Origin of the sequence: Methylobacterium sp. 1030, assembly GCF_040544715.1 — a bacterium.
GTDB lineage: Bacteria > Pseudomonadota > Alphaproteobacteria > Rhizobiales > Beijerinckiaceae > Methylobacterium.
Map to the genome: position 1 here is coordinate 217,276 of NZ_JBEPKM010000003.1, position 15,957 is coordinate 233,232.

The 15,957-nt window shown below is 70.5% G+C and carries 17 protein-coding genes; all 17 read right to left on the reverse strand.

The window, feature by feature from the left end:
• Positions 1-23: 23 nt before the first annotated feature.
• The 17 genes from plsY to sdhC all read right to left on the reverse strand — a co-directional run bounded on the left by plsY (position 24) and on the right by sdhC (position 15,924).
• Positions 24-626 carry a glycerol-3-phosphate 1-O-acyltransferase PlsY gene (plsY, locus tag ABIC30_RS05565; RefSeq protein WP_331326601.1) on the reverse strand — a complete coding sequence of 201 codons (603 nt, stop codon included), beginning with the start codon at positions 624-626 and terminating at the stop codon, positions 24-26.
• Positions 626-1,930 carry a dihydroorotase gene (locus ABIC30_RS05570; RefSeq protein WP_091978066.1) on the reverse strand — a complete coding sequence of 435 codons (1,305 nt, stop codon included), beginning with the start codon at positions 1,928-1,930 and terminating at the stop codon, positions 626-628. Before ABIC30_RS05570 ends, plsY begins: the two co-directional genes overlap by 1 nt.
• Entirely contained in the window at positions 1,927-2,730 is an 804-nt protein-coding gene (hisF, locus tag ABIC30_RS05575; protein ID WP_091678406.1) for an imidazole glycerol phosphate synthase subunit HisF, read from the reverse strand. The genes ABIC30_RS05570 and hisF overlap by 4 nt, the downstream gene beginning before the upstream one ends.
• Before the next feature lie 32 nt (positions 2,731-2,762).
• On the reverse strand, positions 2,763-3,506 hold the full coding sequence (gene hisA / locus ABIC30_RS05580) for a 1-(5-phosphoribosyl)-5-[(5-phosphoribosylamino)methylideneamino]imidazole-4-carboxamide isomerase (protein ID WP_020091781.1): 744 nt from the start codon (positions 3,504-3,506) through the stop codon (positions 2,763-2,765).
• Between the two features lie 37 nt (positions 3,507-3,543).
• Entirely contained in the window at positions 3,544-4,203 is a 660-nt protein-coding gene (gene hisH, locus ABIC30_RS05585; RefSeq protein ID WP_056521252.1) for an imidazole glycerol phosphate synthase subunit HisH, read from the reverse strand.
• Positions 4,204-4,222: 19 nt separating this feature from the next.
• Entirely contained in the window at positions 4,223-4,702 is a 480-nt protein-coding gene (locus ABIC30_RS05590; RefSeq protein WP_419511807.1) for a DUF2628 domain-containing protein, read from the reverse strand.
• A 73-nt stretch (positions 4,703-4,775) separates the two neighbouring features.
• The gene (gene hisB, locus ABIC30_RS05595) at positions 4,776-5,363 is read right to left on the reverse strand and encodes an imidazoleglycerol-phosphate dehydratase HisB (protein ID WP_020091778.1); all 588 of its coding nucleotides are present in this window, start codon (positions 5,361-5,363) and stop codon (positions 4,776-4,778) included.
• A gap of 84 nt (positions 5,364-5,447) precedes the next feature.
• Complete coding sequence (locus ABIC30_RS05600) at positions 5,448-6,323, reverse strand: S-methyl-5'-thioadenosine phosphorylase (RefSeq protein ID WP_331326451.1); 876 nt, start codon at positions 6,321-6,323, stop codon at positions 5,448-5,450.
• Between the two features lie 300 nt (positions 6,324-6,623).
• Positions 6,624-7,535 carry a cytochrome c1 gene (locus tag ABIC30_RS05605; RefSeq protein WP_020091776.1) on the reverse strand — a complete coding sequence of 304 codons (912 nt, stop codon included), beginning with the start codon at positions 7,533-7,535 and terminating at the stop codon, positions 6,624-6,626.
• Positions 7,536-7,553: 18 nt separating this feature from the next.
• Entirely contained in the window at positions 7,554-8,840 is a 1,287-nt protein-coding gene (locus ABIC30_RS05610; protein ID WP_020091775.1) for a cytochrome b, read from the reverse strand.
• Between the two features lie 13 nt (positions 8,841-8,853).
• The gene (gene petA / locus ABIC30_RS05615; protein WP_091678874.1) at positions 8,854-9,423 is read right to left on the reverse strand and encodes a ubiquinol-cytochrome c reductase iron-sulfur subunit; all 570 of its coding nucleotides are present in this window, start codon (positions 9,421-9,423) and stop codon (positions 8,854-8,856) included.
• Between the two features lie 197 nt (positions 9,424-9,620).
• Entirely contained in the window at positions 9,621-11,486 is a 1,866-nt protein-coding gene (locus ABIC30_RS05620; protein ID WP_331326452.1) for an ABC transporter ATP-binding protein, read from the reverse strand.
• A gap of 88 nt (positions 11,487-11,574) precedes the next feature.
• The gene (locus ABIC30_RS05625) at positions 11,575-12,162 is read right to left on the reverse strand and encodes a protease inhibitor Inh/omp19 family protein (RefSeq protein ID WP_056521266.1); all 588 of its coding nucleotides are present in this window, start codon (positions 12,160-12,162) and stop codon (positions 11,575-11,577) included.
• Between the two features lie 171 nt (positions 12,163-12,333).
• Positions 12,334-13,158 (reverse strand): succinate dehydrogenase iron-sulfur subunit, encoded by an 825-nt coding sequence (locus tag ABIC30_RS05630; RefSeq protein WP_024831121.1) that lies wholly within the window; start codon positions 13,156-13,158, stop codon positions 12,334-12,336.
• Between the two features lie 85 nt (positions 13,159-13,243).
• Positions 13,244-15,061, reverse strand: a complete 1,818-nt coding sequence (sdhA, locus tag ABIC30_RS05635) for a succinate dehydrogenase flavoprotein subunit (RefSeq protein ID WP_331326453.1) — start codon at positions 15,059-15,061, stop codon at positions 13,244-13,246.
• A 31-nt stretch (positions 15,062-15,092) separates the two neighbouring features.
• Entirely contained in the window at positions 15,093-15,512 is a 420-nt protein-coding gene (gene sdhD, locus ABIC30_RS05640; RefSeq protein ID WP_331326454.1) for a succinate dehydrogenase, hydrophobic membrane anchor protein, read from the reverse strand.
• A gap of 10 nt (positions 15,513-15,522) precedes the next feature.
• The gene (gene sdhC / locus ABIC30_RS05645) at positions 15,523-15,924 is read right to left on the reverse strand and encodes a succinate dehydrogenase, cytochrome b556 subunit (RefSeq protein ID WP_331326455.1); all 402 of its coding nucleotides are present in this window, start codon (positions 15,922-15,924) and stop codon (positions 15,523-15,525) included.
• Positions 15,925-15,957 lie beyond the last annotated feature (33 nt).

Sequence of the window (15,957 nt, forward strand, 5' to 3'; positions counted from 1 at the left end):
AGGTCGGCGCGGCGCGCCGGCACTCAGCCCTTCTGGCCGATGCGCCCCTCGGTGCCGGACGCGAGTCGGCGGATGTTGGGCGCGTGCTTCCACCATAGCAGCAGGCCGAGGAGCAGGAACAGCAACGCCTGCGTCGGGGCACCCAGCGCCCAGAGGACGAGGGGTGTGGCCGCGGAGGCGGCGAGCGCCGCCAGCGACGAGTACTTGAGCGCGAAGGCGAGACCGAGCCAGATCGCCGCGAACGCCGCGAGGGCGGGCGGGCTGAAGGCGAGGAGCACCCCGATGAGGGTCGCGACGCCCTTGCCGCCCTTGAAGCCTAGCCAGACCGGGAAGAGGTGGCCGAGGAAGGCGCCGAGCCCGGCCGCGAGCGCCGGGCCCTCGCCCAACTGCCGGGCGATGAGGACGGCCGCCGTGCCCTTGAGGGCGTCGCCCAGGAGCGTCGCCGCGGCGAGGCCCTTGCGGCCGGTGCGGAGCACGTTGGTGGCGCCAATATTGCCGGAGCCGATCGCCCGCACGTCGCCGAGGCCGGCGAACTTCGTGAGGATCAGCCCGAACGGGATCGAGCCCAGGGCGTAGCCGAGGGCGAGGCCGCCGAGGGCGGCCGGGGTCGCGAGATCGGGGGGCATCATGCGGCGGCCGCGAGGTCGTCGACCGCGTGGACGATCCGGCCACCGACCAGCGTCAGCACCGCCGCGCCCTGAAGTCGCGCCTCGTCGAAGGGGGAGTTCTTGGAGCGCGACTTCAGCCGGCGCTTGTCGAGGACGTAGGGGAGATCGGGATCGATCAGCACGAGGTCGGCGGGGGCGCCGACCGCCAGCCGGCCGGCCTCGCGGCCGAGGATGCGCGCCGGATTCACGGTGAGCGCGGCGACGAGCTTGGGCAGCGCGAGGTCGCCGGTGTGGACGAGGCGCATGGCGGCGCCGAGCAGCGTCTCGATGCCCAGCGCCCCGTCCGCCGCCTCGGCGAAGGGCAGGCGCTTGGTCTCCACGTCCTGCGGGTTGTGGTCGGACACGACGACGTCGATCACGCCCTCGTCGAGGGCGCGCACCACCGCCTGACGGTCGGTCTCGTGGCGCAGGGGCGGCGAGAGCCGGCAGAAGGTGCGGTAATGGCCGATGTCGTTCTCGTTGAGCACGAGGTTGTTCACCGAGACGCCGCAGGTCACCGGCAGGCCGTCCTGCTTGGCGCGGCGGACGATCTCCACCGAATCGGCGCAGGAGATCATCGCCGCGTGGTAGCGGGCGCCGGTCAGCCGCACGAGGCGGATGTCGCGCTCCAGCATTACGGTCTCGGCCTCGCGGGGGATGCCCATGAGCCCGAGGCGCGAGGCGAGCTCGCCCTCGTTCATGACGCCCTCGGCGACGAGGGCGGATTCCTCCACGTGCTGCACGATCAGCGCGTCGAAATCCCGGGCGTAGGTCAGGGCGCGGCGCAGAACCTGGGCATTCGCCACGGCCCTGAGCCCGTCGGTGAACGCGACCGCGCCGGCCTCCTTGAGCAGGCCGAACTCGGTCATCTCCCGGCCGGCCAAGCCCTTGGTGATGGCGGCCGCCGGCAGGACGTTGACGCTCGCCGTGTCGCGGGCGCGGCGGAGCACGAAGTCGACGATGGCCGGCTCGTCGATCACCGGATTGGTGTCGGGCATGCAGACGAGCGTCGTGACGCCGCCCGCGGCCGCCGCGGCGCTCGCCGAGGCCAGGGTCTCGCGGTGCTCCGCCCCCGGCTCGCCCACGAAGGCGCGCATGTCGATCAGCCCGGGGGTCAGCACGCGGCCGGCGCAGTCGACGCGCTTCGCGTCGGCCGGGGCGCCCGGCGCCGCGCCGGCGGCGATATCGGCGATGCGGCCGTCCCTCACCAGCACCGCGCCGGCGGTCTGGCGACCGGTCACGGGATCGAGGAGGTCGGCGTTCGCCAGAAGGTAGCTGCTCACTGGGGCGCCCTCGCGGAAGAGGCCGGGTCGTCGAGGCGCATGGCGAGGCCGGCCGCCGCCATGTGCGCCTTCGCCTCGGCGACGCTCGCCTGCCCGAAATGGAAGATGGAGGCCGCCAGGACGGCGCTGGCGCCGCCCTCGGCCACGCCGGCCACGAGGTCGTCGAGGCCGCCGACGCCGCCCGAGGCGATCACCGGCACGGTGACGGCATCGCTGATCGCTCGCGTCAAAGCGAGATCGTAGCCGGAGCGCGTCCCGTCCTTGTCCATGGAGGTGACGAGCAGCTCGCCGGCGCCCTTTTCGGCCACCAGCCGCGCGAAGGCCACGGCGTCGATCCCGGTCGGGTCGCGGCCGCCATGGGTGAAGATCTCCCAGGCGGCCGGCGTGCCGGGGGGCGAGACGCGCTTGGCGTCGATCGCCACCACGATGCACTGCGCGCCGAACTTCTCGGCGGCCCGGGCCACGAGGTCGGGATCCTTCACCGCGGCGGTGTTGATCGCGACCTTGTCGGCGCCGGCGAGCAGCAGCGCGCGCACGTCCTCGACGGTGCGCACGCCGCCGCCGACGGTCAGCGGCATGAAGCAGGCCTCGGCGGTCCGGCTGACGATGTCGAGCAGGGTGCCTCGGGCCTCGCGGCTCGCGGTGATGTCGAGGAAGCACAGCTCGTCTGCGCCGGCCGCGTCGTAGACCTTGGCGGCCTCGACGGGGTCGCCGGCGTCGCGCAGGCCCTCGAAGCGCACGCCCTTCACGACGCGCCCGTCCTTCACGTCGAGGCAGGGGATGATGCGGGTCTTCAGCACGGGCGGCGTCTCATGTCGCGAGCCTCTGGATATCACGCCGTCGGGCCGCGCGCCGCAGCGATCGCCGCCAGGGCCGCCTCCGGATCGATGCGGCCGTCGTAGAGCGCCCGGCCGGTGATCGCGCCCGCGATCAGGGCGCAGTCGGGCTGCAGCAGCCGGTGGACGTCGTCGATCGACGCGAGGCCGCCCGAGGCGATGACCGGGATGCGCACGGCCTGGGCGAGCGCCAGGGTCATCTCGACGTTGAGGCCCTTCAGGATCCCGTCGCGGGCGATGTCGGTGTAGATGATCGCCGCGACGCCCGCGTCCTCGAATCGGCGCCCTAGCTCCTCCGCGGTCATGCTGGAGGTCTGGGCCCAGCCCTCGACGGCGACGCGGCCGTCCTTGGCGTCGATTCCGACCGCGATCTTCCCGGGATACTTGCGGGCCGCTTCCCGGACGAAGCCGGGATCGCGCACCGCCGCGGTGCCGATGATCGCGCGGGCGACGCCCTTGCTCAGCCATCCCTCCAGCGTCTTCATCTCGCGGATCCCGCCGCCGAGCTGGACCGGGATCGTGACCCGCGCGAGGATCGCGTCGACGGCCTCGGCGTTCCGCGGGGCGCCCGCGAAGGCGCCGTCGAGATCGACGACGTGGAGCCAGGAGAAGCCCTGCGCCTCGAAGATCGCGGCCTGCGCGGCCGGATCGTCGCCGAAGACCTTGGCCTGCGCCATGTCCCCCTGGATGAGGCGAACGCAACGCCCCTCTTTCAGGTCGATCGCCGGGTACAGGATCACGGGCGCTTCCGTCCTTCTTGCCTGGGCCGAACGGCGCTCACGGGCGCCAGTTCAGGAAGTTGGCGATGAGCGCGAGGCCCAGCCGCTGGCTCTTCTCGGGGTGGAACTGCGTGCCGGCGACGTTGCCGCGGGCGACGAGGGCGGTGACCGGGCCGCCGTACTCGGCGCGCGCGACGACGTCGTCCGGACGCTCCGCCTGCAGCGCGTAGCTGTGCACGAAGTAGGCGTGCAGCCCGTCCTCGCCGGTGGGAATGCCGCCGAGCAGCGGGTGGTCGCGCTCGGTCCGCAGGGTGTTCCAGCCCATGTGGGGAACCTTGAGGGCCGGATCCGACGGCCGGATCGGACCGACGTCGCCGGGAATCCAGCCGAGCCCCGGCGTGGTCGTGTACTCGAGCCCGCGGCTCGCCAGGAGCTGCATCCCCACGCAGATGCCGAGGAACGGGCGGCCCGCCCCGTGGGCGACCCGCGTCATCGCCTCGACCATGCCGGGGACGGCATCGAGCCCGCGGCGGCAATCCGCGAAGGCGCCGACGCCGGGCAGCACGACGCGGTCGGCCGCGGCCACCACCTCCGGGTCCGAGGTCAGGCAGATCCGCGCGTCGCGCCCGCTCTCGCGGGCGGCGCGCTCGAAGGCCTTGGCGGCGGAGTGGAGGTTGCCCGACCCGTAATCGATGATCGCGACGGTCTCGGTGGTCATGCGCGTCTCGCCCGGTAACTCACCGGGCGCCTTCCTGGGCAGGGAACAGCCCGATCACCGGCTCGGCCCGCCGGCTGGGGCCGCTCGGGAACGGGGCCCTGGGGGCGCTCGGGATCGCCTCGATCCAGCGGTTCAGCGCCCGGGCCTCGGCCTCCTCGGGCGTCGCGGCGACCACCGCGTCGCGCGCCGGCCAGCCGCGCCGCGCCAGGGTCCAGCGGCGCAGGCTGGAGGCCTCGAGGCCGATCAGCCAGGCGGCCAGCAGGGTGACGATCAGGCCGGCACCGGCCGGGAGCCCGAGGGCGATGCCGGCAGCGGCCAGCGCCACGAGGCCGACGAGGACGAGCAGGGCGGCGAGCCAGAGGCGGTGGAACAGGAACCACAGCACCGTGAAGGCGAAGGCCGGCCAGGAGAAGCCGTCACGTACCAGGAGAGCCCGGTCGAGCCCGACCGTCTCGCCGGGCCGCGCATCGGCCGGCAGGTGGAGCGTGTAGCTGCGCATCCGCATCGCGAAACTCCGACAGCGCGCGCCGCGACGGCCGTGTGGCCGATCCGGGCGCCCGACGACAACGGGTCTACAGGGAGCCCTTGGTTGAGGGAACGCGCCCCTCCTCCCGCGGATCGATCGCCACGGCCTTCCGCAAGGCGCGGGCCAGCCCCTTGTAGCAGCTCTCCGCGATGTGGTGGGCGTTGTCGCCGTAGAGGGTCTCTACGTGGAGCGTCAGGCCGGCATTCATCGCGAAGGCCTGGAACCACTCGCGCACCAGCTCGGTGTCGAACTGTCCGATCTTCTCCACGCGGAACGTCGTGCGGAACACCAGGAAGGGCCGGCCGGAGATGTCGACGCAGACCCGGGTCAGCGCCTCGTCCATCGGCAGGTGGATGTCGGCGTAGCGCGTGACCCCGCGCTTGTCGCCGAGCGCCTTGGCGAAGGCCTGCCCCAGGGCGATGCCGCAATCCTCGGCCGAGTGGTGCTGGTCGATGTGCAGGTCGCCGTCGACCTTCACGTCCAGGTCGAACAGGGCGTGCCGCGCCAGCAGATCCAGCATATGGTCGAGGAAGCCGATGCCGGTGGCGATCTTCGACCGCCCGGTCCCGTCGAGATTGACGGTGACCGCGATATCGGTCTCCGCGGTCTTCCGGCTGATGGAGGCGCTGCGCATTTCGGTCTGGACTTCGCGTCGGGGGCGGCCCGGGCCGCCCGCGCCTTCTAGAGGGACTCGTCGCCGAATGGAAAGGCCGGCCGGCTAGCCGTTGAGAACCCGCCCCGCGACGGCGTCGAGCTTGGCGAGCAGCGCCGGATCCCGGACGGCGGGAGCCGTCATGATCGCGCCGTCCAGGGCCCGGTGCGAACCCGCCGGGCACGGCTCCCGCTCGGTCGGGAAATCGCGGGCGAGACGGGCGACGAGCCGCGCCGCCTTGTCGGCGTTGGCCCGGGCGACGGCGATCACCGCGGCGACGTCGACGGCGTCGTGGCCCGGGTGCCAGCAATCGTAGTCGGTCACCATCGCGATGGTCGCGTAGGTGATCTCCGCCTCGCGGGCGAGCTTGGCCTCGGGCATGTTGGTCATGCCGATCACGTCGAAGCCCTGGGCCTTGTAGGCGCGGGATTCGGCCAGCGACGAGAATTGCGGCCCCTCCATGCACACGTACGTGCCGCCGCGATGGACCGCGATGTCCTCGGCCTTAGCGGCCTGGGCGATCCGCGCCTGCAGGCCGGGGCCCACCGGATGGGCGAGGGAGACGTGGGCGACGCAGCCGTCGCCGAAGAACGACGAGGCCCGGCCGTGGGTGCGGTCGACGAACTGGTCGACGAGCACGAAGAGGCCCGGCGGCAGGTCCTCGCAGAAGGAGCCGCAGGCCGAGAGGGCGACGAGGTCGGTGACCCCGGCCCGTTTCAGGGCGTCGATATTGGCGCGGTAGTTGATGCCCGACGGCGACAGCCGGTGCCCCCGCCCGTGGCGCGCCAGGAACACGACCTTGGTGTCGCCGATGCGCCCGATCCGCAGGGCGTCCGAGGGCTCGCCCCAGGGCGACGCCACGCGCTCCTCGCGGACGTCCTCGAGACCCGGCAGGTCGTAGACGCCGGACCCACCCATGACACCCAGTACCGCGGCGCTCATGCCGGACTCCCTCAACGCGCGACGCCTCGGCAGCGCGGCCTATCCCACCCGGCACCTCGTCCTCGGGTGCCGGAGCCATGCGTAGGCCTCGACGGAGACCTCCGGACGCCTCTCTGATCCCTGAAGCCCTTCTGCGAGGCCCGCTGACGCGGTCACCTCAGGATGAGGTGGTGCAGGGGGCGGCCAGTCTCGGGAGGCGGACCGTCGCGGCGGGCAAGCGGTAGCATGGAGCGCCGGCCGAAAAAAAGATGGGCCTCCGCGAGGGAGGCCCATCCGAACTGCGAACCGATCCGGCCCGCCTCAGTAGGTCTTGTGCAGCTCCGGCTGGAGGCCGTGGACCTCGCCGCCGACATCCGCCCAGATCTTCTTCTTCACGTAGTAGAGCAGGCCCGACAGGATGATCAGGAACAGGATCACCCGGAAGCCCAGGGCCTTGCGGTCCATCATGTGCGGCTCGGCCGCCCACATCAGGAAGGCCGAGACGTCCTTGCCGTACTGGTCCAGTGTCTCGGGCACGACCGGCTGGCCCTGATCGTTCTTCGGGTAGGAGACCTGCCCGTCGGTGATCGGCGGCGGCATCGCGATGATGTGGCCCGGATAGTACTTGTTGTAGTGGCCGCCCTCCGGCAGCGCGAAGTCCTTCGGCGGATCCTGGTAGCCGTTGATCAGGGCGTGGATGTAGTCCGGCCCTTGTTCCGAGTAGCCGACGAGCGGCAACCAGTCGGTCAGGAAGTAGAGCGAGCCGCGGGAGAAGGTCCGCGCCTTGGCGATGACCGAGAAGTCCGGCGGGGCCTTGCCGCCGTTGGCCGCGGCCGCAGCCTGATCGTTCGGGAAGGGCGGCGGGAAGGTGTCGGCCGGGCGGCCCGGCCGCTCGAACATGTCGCCGGCGTCGTTCGGCCCGTCCTTCACCTGGTAGGTCGCGGCCAGCGCCTTGACCTGCCCGGCCGAGAAGTGCGGCCCGCCCTCCTGCGCGAGGTTGCGGAAGGAGACCAGCTTCATCGAGTGGCAGGCGGAGCAGACCTCCTTGTAGACCTGGAAGCCGCGCTGCAGCTGCGCGGTGTCGAAGCGGCCGAACACGCCGGCGAAGCTCCAGTTCACGCGGGCCGGGATCGGCCCGCCATGCCCTTCCTGGGCGGAGACCGGCACGGCGCCGATCAGCAGGGCCGCCAGGGCGGCCGCGGCGGTCGTCGAGAGGACGCGGGTCATCATCATGGTCCTGTCGTCAGCCCGTCAGCCTTTGGTGGTCGGAGCGGCGGCGGCGCCCGCCGGCATGCCGGATCCGGTCACCTGCTTGCCCGGTCCGGTCACGCTCTCGAGGATCGAGCCCGGCAACTTCTTCGGCGTCTCGAACAGGCCGCAGAGCGGCATGACGATCAGGAAGTGGGCGAAGTAGTAGGCGGTGCAGACCTGGGCGGCGAGCACGTAGCCGCCCTCCGGGGGCTGCGAGCCGAGCCAGCCGAGGAGCAGGGTCGCGCCGATGAACACCCAGAAGAACTGGCGGTAGATCGGCCGGTAGTTGCACGAGCGGATCCGCGACGTGTCGAGCCACGGCGCGAAGGCCAGGATGATCACCGCCGAGAACATCAGGATGACGCCGCCGAGCTTGCTCGGGACCGCGCGCAGGATCGCGTAGAACGGCAGGAAGTACCATTCCGGCACGATGTGGGCGGGCGTCACCGCCGGGTTCGCCTGGATGTAGTTGTCGGCGTGGCCGAGATAGTTCGGCTGGTAGAACAGGAACCACGCGAACAGGATCATGAACACGCAGGTCGCGAACACGTCCTTGACCGTCGCGTAGGGCGTGAACGGCACCGCGTCCTTGCCCGACTTGATCGGGATGCCGGCCGGGTTGTTCTGCCCGGTGACATGCAGGGCCCAGACGTGCAGCACGACAACGCCGGCAATCATCCACGGCAGCAGGTAGTGCAGCGAGAAGAAGCGGTTCACGGTCGGGTTGCCCACCGAGTAGCCGCCCCACAGCAGGGTCTGAATCGTGTCGCCGACCACCGGGATCGCCGCCAGGATGTTGGTGATGACGGTCGCGCCCCAGAAGCTCATCTGGCCCCACGGCAGCGTGTAGCCGAGGAAGGCGGTCGCCATCATCAGGAGGTAGATGACGACGCCGAGGATGTAGAGCACCTCGCGCGGCGCCTTGTACGACCCGTAATAGAGGGCGCGGAACATGTGGACGTAGACGGCGACGAAGAACATCGAGGCGCCGTTGGCGTGCGCGTAGCGCAGCAGCCAGCCGTAGTTCACGTCGCGCATGATCTTCTCGACCGAGGTGAAGGCACCTGTCGCCGAGGGCTCGTAGTGCATCGCCAGCCAGATGCCGGTGACGATCTGGATTCCCAGGAAGGCGGCGAGGATCGCCCCGAAGGTCCAGAAGTAGTTGAGGTTCCGCGGAACCGGGTAGGCGATGAAGGACGAGTGCACCAGCCCGGCAATGGGCAGGCGCGCCTCGAACCATTTGGCCACGCGGCTCTTCGGGACGTAGGTGCTGGCTGTTCCGCTCATGCTTCCGTCCTCCTCAGGCCGCTTCCTTGCCGCCTTCGCCGATCCGGATCTTGGTATCGGTCTGGAAGGCGTAGGGCGGGATCGGCAGGTTGATGGGCGCCGGTCCGTGGCGCACGCGACCCACCGCGTCGAATTGCGAGCCGTGGCACGGGCAGGCCCAGCCCTCGAAATTGCCCTGGTGGCCGATCGGCACGCAGCCGAGATGCGTGCAGTTGCCGTAGACCACCAGCCACTGGTCGTGGCCGCTCTTGACCCGCGTCGGGAAGGCGGCCGGGTCGATCATGGCCGAGAGCGGGACCGCCTTCATGTCGGTCACTTCCTTGGCGGTCAGCTTGCGCACGAAGATCAGCTTGCCGCGCCAGAAGACGTTGATGATCTGACCGTCCTGGATCGGTGTCAGGTCGACCTCGATCGGCGCGCCGGCGGCGATCGTGTCGGCGTCGGGCGCCATAGAGGAGATCAGCGGCCAGACGACGGCTCCCGCCCCGACCGCCAAGCCGGCGCCGGTCGCCAGGAACAGGAAGTCACGGCGGCTGCCCTCATGACCAGAGACCGCGGCAGCGGCGGCTGATGTGTTCGCCAAGGTTCGGAACTCCATGCGTCGGCGTCAGGGCCGCAGGTGCCCTCGTCCCGGCTCGTCCCGGGAACAAAGCATTATGGTTCTAATCTGAGCAATGAGACCGTCTGCCGCCCCCGAGTCAAGCCGCAGTGTGCGGCGCGGCGATAAGGTCGCCCCTCGATCGTAGCGGTATGTTGCCGGCAATCTCGCTCCTCCGACGCTCAGGCGACGGCGCTGTCGTATCGGGCCGTCCCGTCGTCGAGAAAACCGCCCGACTGCCGCGACCACAGCCCGGCATAGACGCCGCCGGCGGCGACCAACTCGGCGTGAGTCCCCTCCTCGATGATCCGGCCTCGGTCGATCACGACCAGCCGGTCGAGGGCCGCGATCGTCGACAGGCGATGCGCGATGGCCAGCACGGTCTTGCCGGCCATCAGCGTGTCGAGCGATTCCTGGATCGCCGCCTCGACCTGGCTGTCGAGCGCCGAGGTCGCCTCGTCGAGAATCAGGATCGGCGCGTCCTTCAGCATGACGCGGGCGATGGCGATGCGCTGGCGCTGGCCGCCGGACAGCTTGACGCCCCGCTCGCCGACCTGGGCGTCGTAGCCGCGCCGGCCCTTGTGGTCGACGAGGTCGGCGATGAACGTGTCCGCGTGGGCGAGCCGCGCGGCCCGCTCGATCTCCGCCTGGGTGGCGCCGGGGCGGCCGTAGGCGATGTTGTCGCGGATGGAGCGGTGCAGCAGGGAAGTGTCCTGGCTGACCATCGCGATGGCCTCGCGCAGGGATTGCTGGGTCACCGTCGCGATGTCCTGGCCGTCCACCAGGATCCGCCCGCTCTCCACGTCGTAGAGCCGCAGGAGCAGGCCCGCTAGGGTCGACTTGCCGGCGCCGCTGACGCCGACCAGCCCGACCTTCTCGCCCGGACGGATCGTCAGGGAGAAATCCTCGATGACGGTGGCGTCGCCGCGCCCGTAGTGGAAGCCGACCTCCTCGAACCGGATCTCGCCGCCGGTGACGGCGAGCGTCCGCGCGTCCGGCGCGTCGACGAGGGCGTGCGGCCGGGCCATCGTCTGCATGCTCTCCTGGACCACGCCGACATTCTCGAAGACGCCGCGCACGGTCTGCATGACCCAGCCCGACATGGCGATGAGCCTGAGGACCAGGGCGAGCCCCGCCGACGCCTCGCCGGTCGTCATGCCGCCGTCGCGCCACAGCACGAGGCAGGCCGCGCCGGTAGCGATCAGGAGCCCGCTGTTGAGCAGGCCGAGGAGGCTCGTCGTCAGGGTGACCAGCCGGAACTGGTGGAGATAGGCGGCGGTGTGGACTTCCACGGCGTCCTGCACCGCGGCCCGCTCCTCGCGGTCGCGGGCGAAGAGCTTCACCGTCAGAATGTTGGTGTAGCTGTCGACGATGCGGCCGATCAGCGTCGAGCGGGTGTCGGCGGTCTTGTGCGAGCGCGCGCGGGCCCGGGGCACGAACCACGCGGTCAGGGCCGCGTAGGCGGCGATCCAGAGCAGCACCGGGACGGCGAGCCACGGCGAGATCGCGCTGAACAGCCCGACCGCGGTGATCGCGTAGATCGCCACGTATAGGAGGGTGTCGATGAAGACGACGGCGAGTTCCCGCACCGCCGGGCCCACCTGGACGACGCGGTTGGCGAGCCGTCCCGAGAAGTCGCCCTGGAAATACGAGAGCGCGTGCCCGAGGGTGTAGAGATGCGCCCGCCAGCGGATCTGGCTGGTCGATTGCGGCACGACCAGCTGGTTGGACAGCACCTCGTGGGCCCAGATCGACAGCGGTCGCACCACGGCGATCAGCAGGACCACCAGCCCGAGCTCGACCGCGTGGTCCGACAGCACCGTCGCCCGGTCGGCCGAGCCGAGCAGGTCGATGAACCAGCGCATCACGAGGTAGAGGGAGGCCTCGACCGTGCCGGCGATCACCGCGATGACGAACAGCGCCGCCAGGGCGGCGCGGATCGGGCGCAGGTAGAACCAGGCGAAGCCGAGCACCGACCGCGGCGGCATCCGCGCCTCGTCGAAGGGCGCGAAGGGGTCGACGCGGCGTTCAAGCCAATCGAGGAACATGTTGATGGGGGCGTGACGCGGCGGGAGCCCCTCATGTAAGCGCCTCCCGCCGCGCGCCAACCGCGCGGCGTGGTCGCGCCGCCCGGCCTCAGCGGTTCAGGGCGAGGGCCGCGCCGGACTTGGTGAGGGCGCCTTCCAGGCCGCCGCCGCCCTGACGCAGCCGCGCCGCCACCGAGCCGCCCGGCTGGTAGAGGTAGACCTCGCCGTCGCGGAAGTCCCAGGCCGAGACCCGCGCGAGATCCTTGTTGGCGCAGCCCGAGGCCGTCGCCCGGTAGAGGTCGAGGGCCGGGGTGCTCGAGAGCGTGACCTTGCAGTTCGCACCGGTCGCGTCCCGCGCATCCCAGCTTCCGACCACCGACGAGCGGCCGCCCGTGGCGACCGGCGGCGGCGGCGCCGGCGGGGCGACCGGCTCGGCGATCACGGTGGGGCCGCCGGCGGGCGGCGCGGCCGCCTGGGCACCGGGCGGGGGCGGCGCGTCGGGGCTCGCCGCGACGCCGGGCGGCGGCGCCAGCGGGGCCGCCGTCACCGTGCCCGACGGCATGGCCGGCACCGTGTCCAGGGACGCCTGGGGCGACGGCCCCCGGGTGCGCGGCCCGTCGAGGCGGCTGGAGGCGCAGGCGCCGAGGCTGGCGGCCAGACAGAGAACGGCGAACGTCGACAGGCTCGGGCGCAGCATCGGTCCACTTCGGGTCAGGATTCACGGCGCGGAGGCGCTTCGATCCTGACTCCGTGGCAATTGCGCTGTCCGCAAGGCAGCCCTCTCAGCCCGGACCAACTCTGCTGCGGAGAGCCGGCCTTTTCGGCCGGGTGTGGCCCTCAGGCCTCAACACCCGACTCGACTGCGCGATCAGAGCGTGCGCTCGACCATCATCTTCTTGATCTCGGCGATGGCCTTCGCCGGGTTCAGGCTCTTCGGGCACGTGTTGGCGCAGTTCATGATCGTGTGGCAGCGATACAGGCGGAACGGGTCGTGCAGGCCGTCGAGGCGGTGGCCCGTGTTCTCGTCGCGCGAGTCGATCAGCCAGCGATAGGCCTGCAGCAGGGCCGCCGGGCCGAGGAACTTGTCGCCGTTCCACCAGTAGCTCGGGCACGACGTGGTACAGCACGCGCACAGGATGCACTCGTAGAGGCCGTCGAGGCGGGAGCGGTCCTCCGGCGTCTGGCGCCACTCCTTCTCGGGCGCGGGCGTCTCGGTCTGGAGCCAGGGCTCGATGGCGGCGTGCTGGGCGTAGAAATTCGTCAGGTCCGGCACGAGATCCTTGAGGACCGGCATGTGCGGCAGCGGGTAGATCCGGATCGCACCGTCCTTGTCCTTGCGGGTCATCACCGGCAGGGCGTTGTCGGGGCTCTTGCACTCGTCGATGCCCATCGTGCAGGCGAGCGCGTTCTGCCCCTCGATGTTCATCGCGCAGGAGCCGCAGATGCCCTCGCGGCAGGAGCGGCGGAAGACCAGCGTCGAGTCGACCTTGTTCTTGATCCACAGCAGCGCGTCGAGGACCATCGGGCCGCAATCCTCGCGGTCGACCTGATAGGTGTCGATCCGCGGGTTGGCCCCGTCATCCGGGTTCCAGCGGTAGATCTTGAAGGTCTGCAGGTTCCTGGCGCCGGGCGGGGCCGGCCAGGACTTGCCCTGGGTGATCTGGGAATTCTTCGGAAGGTTGAACTGAGCCATGGTTCTCGACGGCTTCCGCTGGAGCAGGACGCGGCGGCCGGAGGGGTGAGGCCCCGCCGCCGCAGTCGTTGTGCAGAGTTGCAGATCAGTACACGCGCGCCTTGGGCTCGATGTACTGGATCTCGTTGGACATCGTGTAGGTGTGGACCGGGCGGTAATCGATGACCACTTGGTGCTGGCCCTCGTCGAGCCAGGACAGCGTGTGCTTCATCCAGTCCTTGTCGTCGCGGTCCGGGAAGTCCTCGCGCGCGTGGGCGCCGCGGGACTCCGTGCGGTTGGCGGCCGATTCCATCGTCACCACCGCCTGGCCGATCAGGTTGTCGAACTCCAGAGTCTCCAGGAGGTCGGTGTTCCAGACCAGCGACCGGTCGGTGATCTTCACGTCGGCGGCGGCGTTCCAGACCTTGTGGATCAGGCCCTTGCCCTCCTCCAGCACCTCGCCGGTGCGGAACACGGCGCAGTTGTTCTGCATCGTCTTCTGCATCTCGGCACGGAGTTCGGCGGTCGGCGTCGAGCCGTTGGCGTAGCGGAACCGGTCGAGGCGCTCGAGGGCCTTGTCGGTCGCGCCCTTGGGCAGCTCCATGGCCCGGCCGTTCGGCTCGACGATCTCGGCGCAGCGCTTGCCGGCGGCGCGGCCGAAGACCACGAGGTCGATCAGCGAGTTCGAGCCGAGGCGATTGGCGCCGTGGACGGAGACGCAGGCCGCCTCGCCGATCGCCATCAGCCCCGGGACCACCGTGTCGGGGTTGCCGTCGCGCAGCGTCAGTACCTCGCCGTGATAGTTCGTGGGGATGCCGCCCATGTTGTAGTGGACGGTCGGGATGACCGGGATCGGCTCCTTGGTCACGTCGACGCCCGCGAAGATTCGCGCGGATTCCGAGATGCCCGGCAGGCGCTCGTGCAGGATCTTCGGGTCCAGGTGGTCGAGGTGCAGGTAGATGTGGTCCTTGTTCTTGCCGACGCCGCGGCCGTCGCGGATCTCCATGGTCATGGAGCGCGAGACGACGTCACGCGAGGCGAGGTCCTTCGCCGACGGCGCGTAGCGCTCCATGAAGCGCTCGCCCTCGGAATTGGTGAGGTAGCCGCCCTCGCCGCGGGAGCCTTCGGTGATCAGGCAGCCCGCGCCGTAGATGCCGGTCGGGTGAAACTGCACGAACTCCATGTCCTGCAGCGGCAGGCCGGCGCGCAGCACCATGGCGTTGCCGTCGCCCGTGCAGGTATGGGCGGAGGTCGCCGAGAAGTAGGCGCGGCCGTAGCCGCCGGTCGCCAGGATGGTCATCTGGGCGCGGAAGCGGTGGATCTCGCCAGTGGCCTGATCGAGGGCGATGACGCCGCGGCAGCGGCCCTCGTCGTCCATGATCAGGTCGAGGGCGAAGTACTCGATGAAGAAATCGGTCTGGTTCTTCACCGCCTGCCCGTAGAGGGTGTGCAGCATCGCGTGGCCGGTCCGGTCGGCCGCCGCGCAGGTGCGCTGGGCGGTGCCCTTGCCGTAATCGGTCGTCATGCCGCCGAACGGGCGCTGGTAGATCTTGCCCTCCTCCGTGCGGGAGAACGGTACGCCCCAGTGCTCCAGCTCGTAGACGGCGGCGGGCGCGTTGCGCACGAGGTACTCGATGGCGTCCTGGTCGCCGAGCCAGTCCGATCCCTTCACGGTGTCGTACATGTGCCAGCGCCAGTCGTCCGGGCCCATGTTGCCCAGCGAGGCCGAGATGCCGCCCTGCGCCGCCACCGTGTGCGAGCGCGTCGGGAACACCTTGGTGATGCAGGCGGTGCGCAGGCCCGCTTCCGAGCAGCCCACCGTGGCGCGCAGTCCTGCGCCGCCCGCGCCGACGATCGCGACGTCGAAGGCGTGATCGTGGATGGTGTAGGCAGGCCCGCTGCCGTTTGTGCCGTTGGCGGCCATGTTCGGCTCCTCGAGATCGATGTTGGCGGGGTCAGGCCGGCTGTCCGAAGCCGATGCGCAGGACCGCGTAGAGACAGGCGACGGCCACGACGACCGCGTAGGCGTTGTTGGCGAACACCGCCGCGATCTTCGTCGCCGGCGCGTGCACGTAGTCCTCGATGATCACCTGCATGCCGAGGCGCATGTGGACCGTGACCGACAGTAGTGCCAGGATCAGGAGGATCGACACCAGAGGGGTCGCGACGAGGAGCCGCGCCTCCGGGTAGCCGCGGCTCGCCATCTTGGCGATGATCACCACGAAGCTCAGCATCAGCACGACGTTGGCGACGGCGGTCAGCCGCTGCAGCCACCAGTGCCCGGCGCCGTGATGGGAGACGCCGAGGCCGCGTACGCGGGCGCGCGGCGTGCGGATCGAGACGCGCGTGTCCTGCCGGACCTCTTCCTTAGCCATGTCGTCCTCCTCAGCGGACCAGAAGGGCGACCGCCCAGATGACGAGGGTGAGGGCCACCGAGCCGATCAGCGTCAGCCGGGCCATCGAGAGGCGCTTCTCCCGGTCGAAGCCGACGCCGGTGTCCCAGATCAGGTGCCGGATGCCGCCGAGCATGTGGTGCATCAGGATCCACGTGTAGACGAACAGGATCAGGCGCCCGAAGATCGAGCCGAAGAACCCGGCCACGTAAGAGTAGCCGGCCGGTCCCGAGGCCAGAGCCACGAGCCAGATCCCTACGAGAGCAGTCCCGCCGTAGAGCGCGGTGCCGGTGATGCGGTGGAACACCGACATCGCCATCGTCCAGGTCCAGCGATAGATCTGGAGATGCGGCGACATGGGCTGAGCCACTGTCGGGCGGGCGGTGGGTGCCATCGTGTTGAAGCCTCGCAGCTGCGAACTGGACCG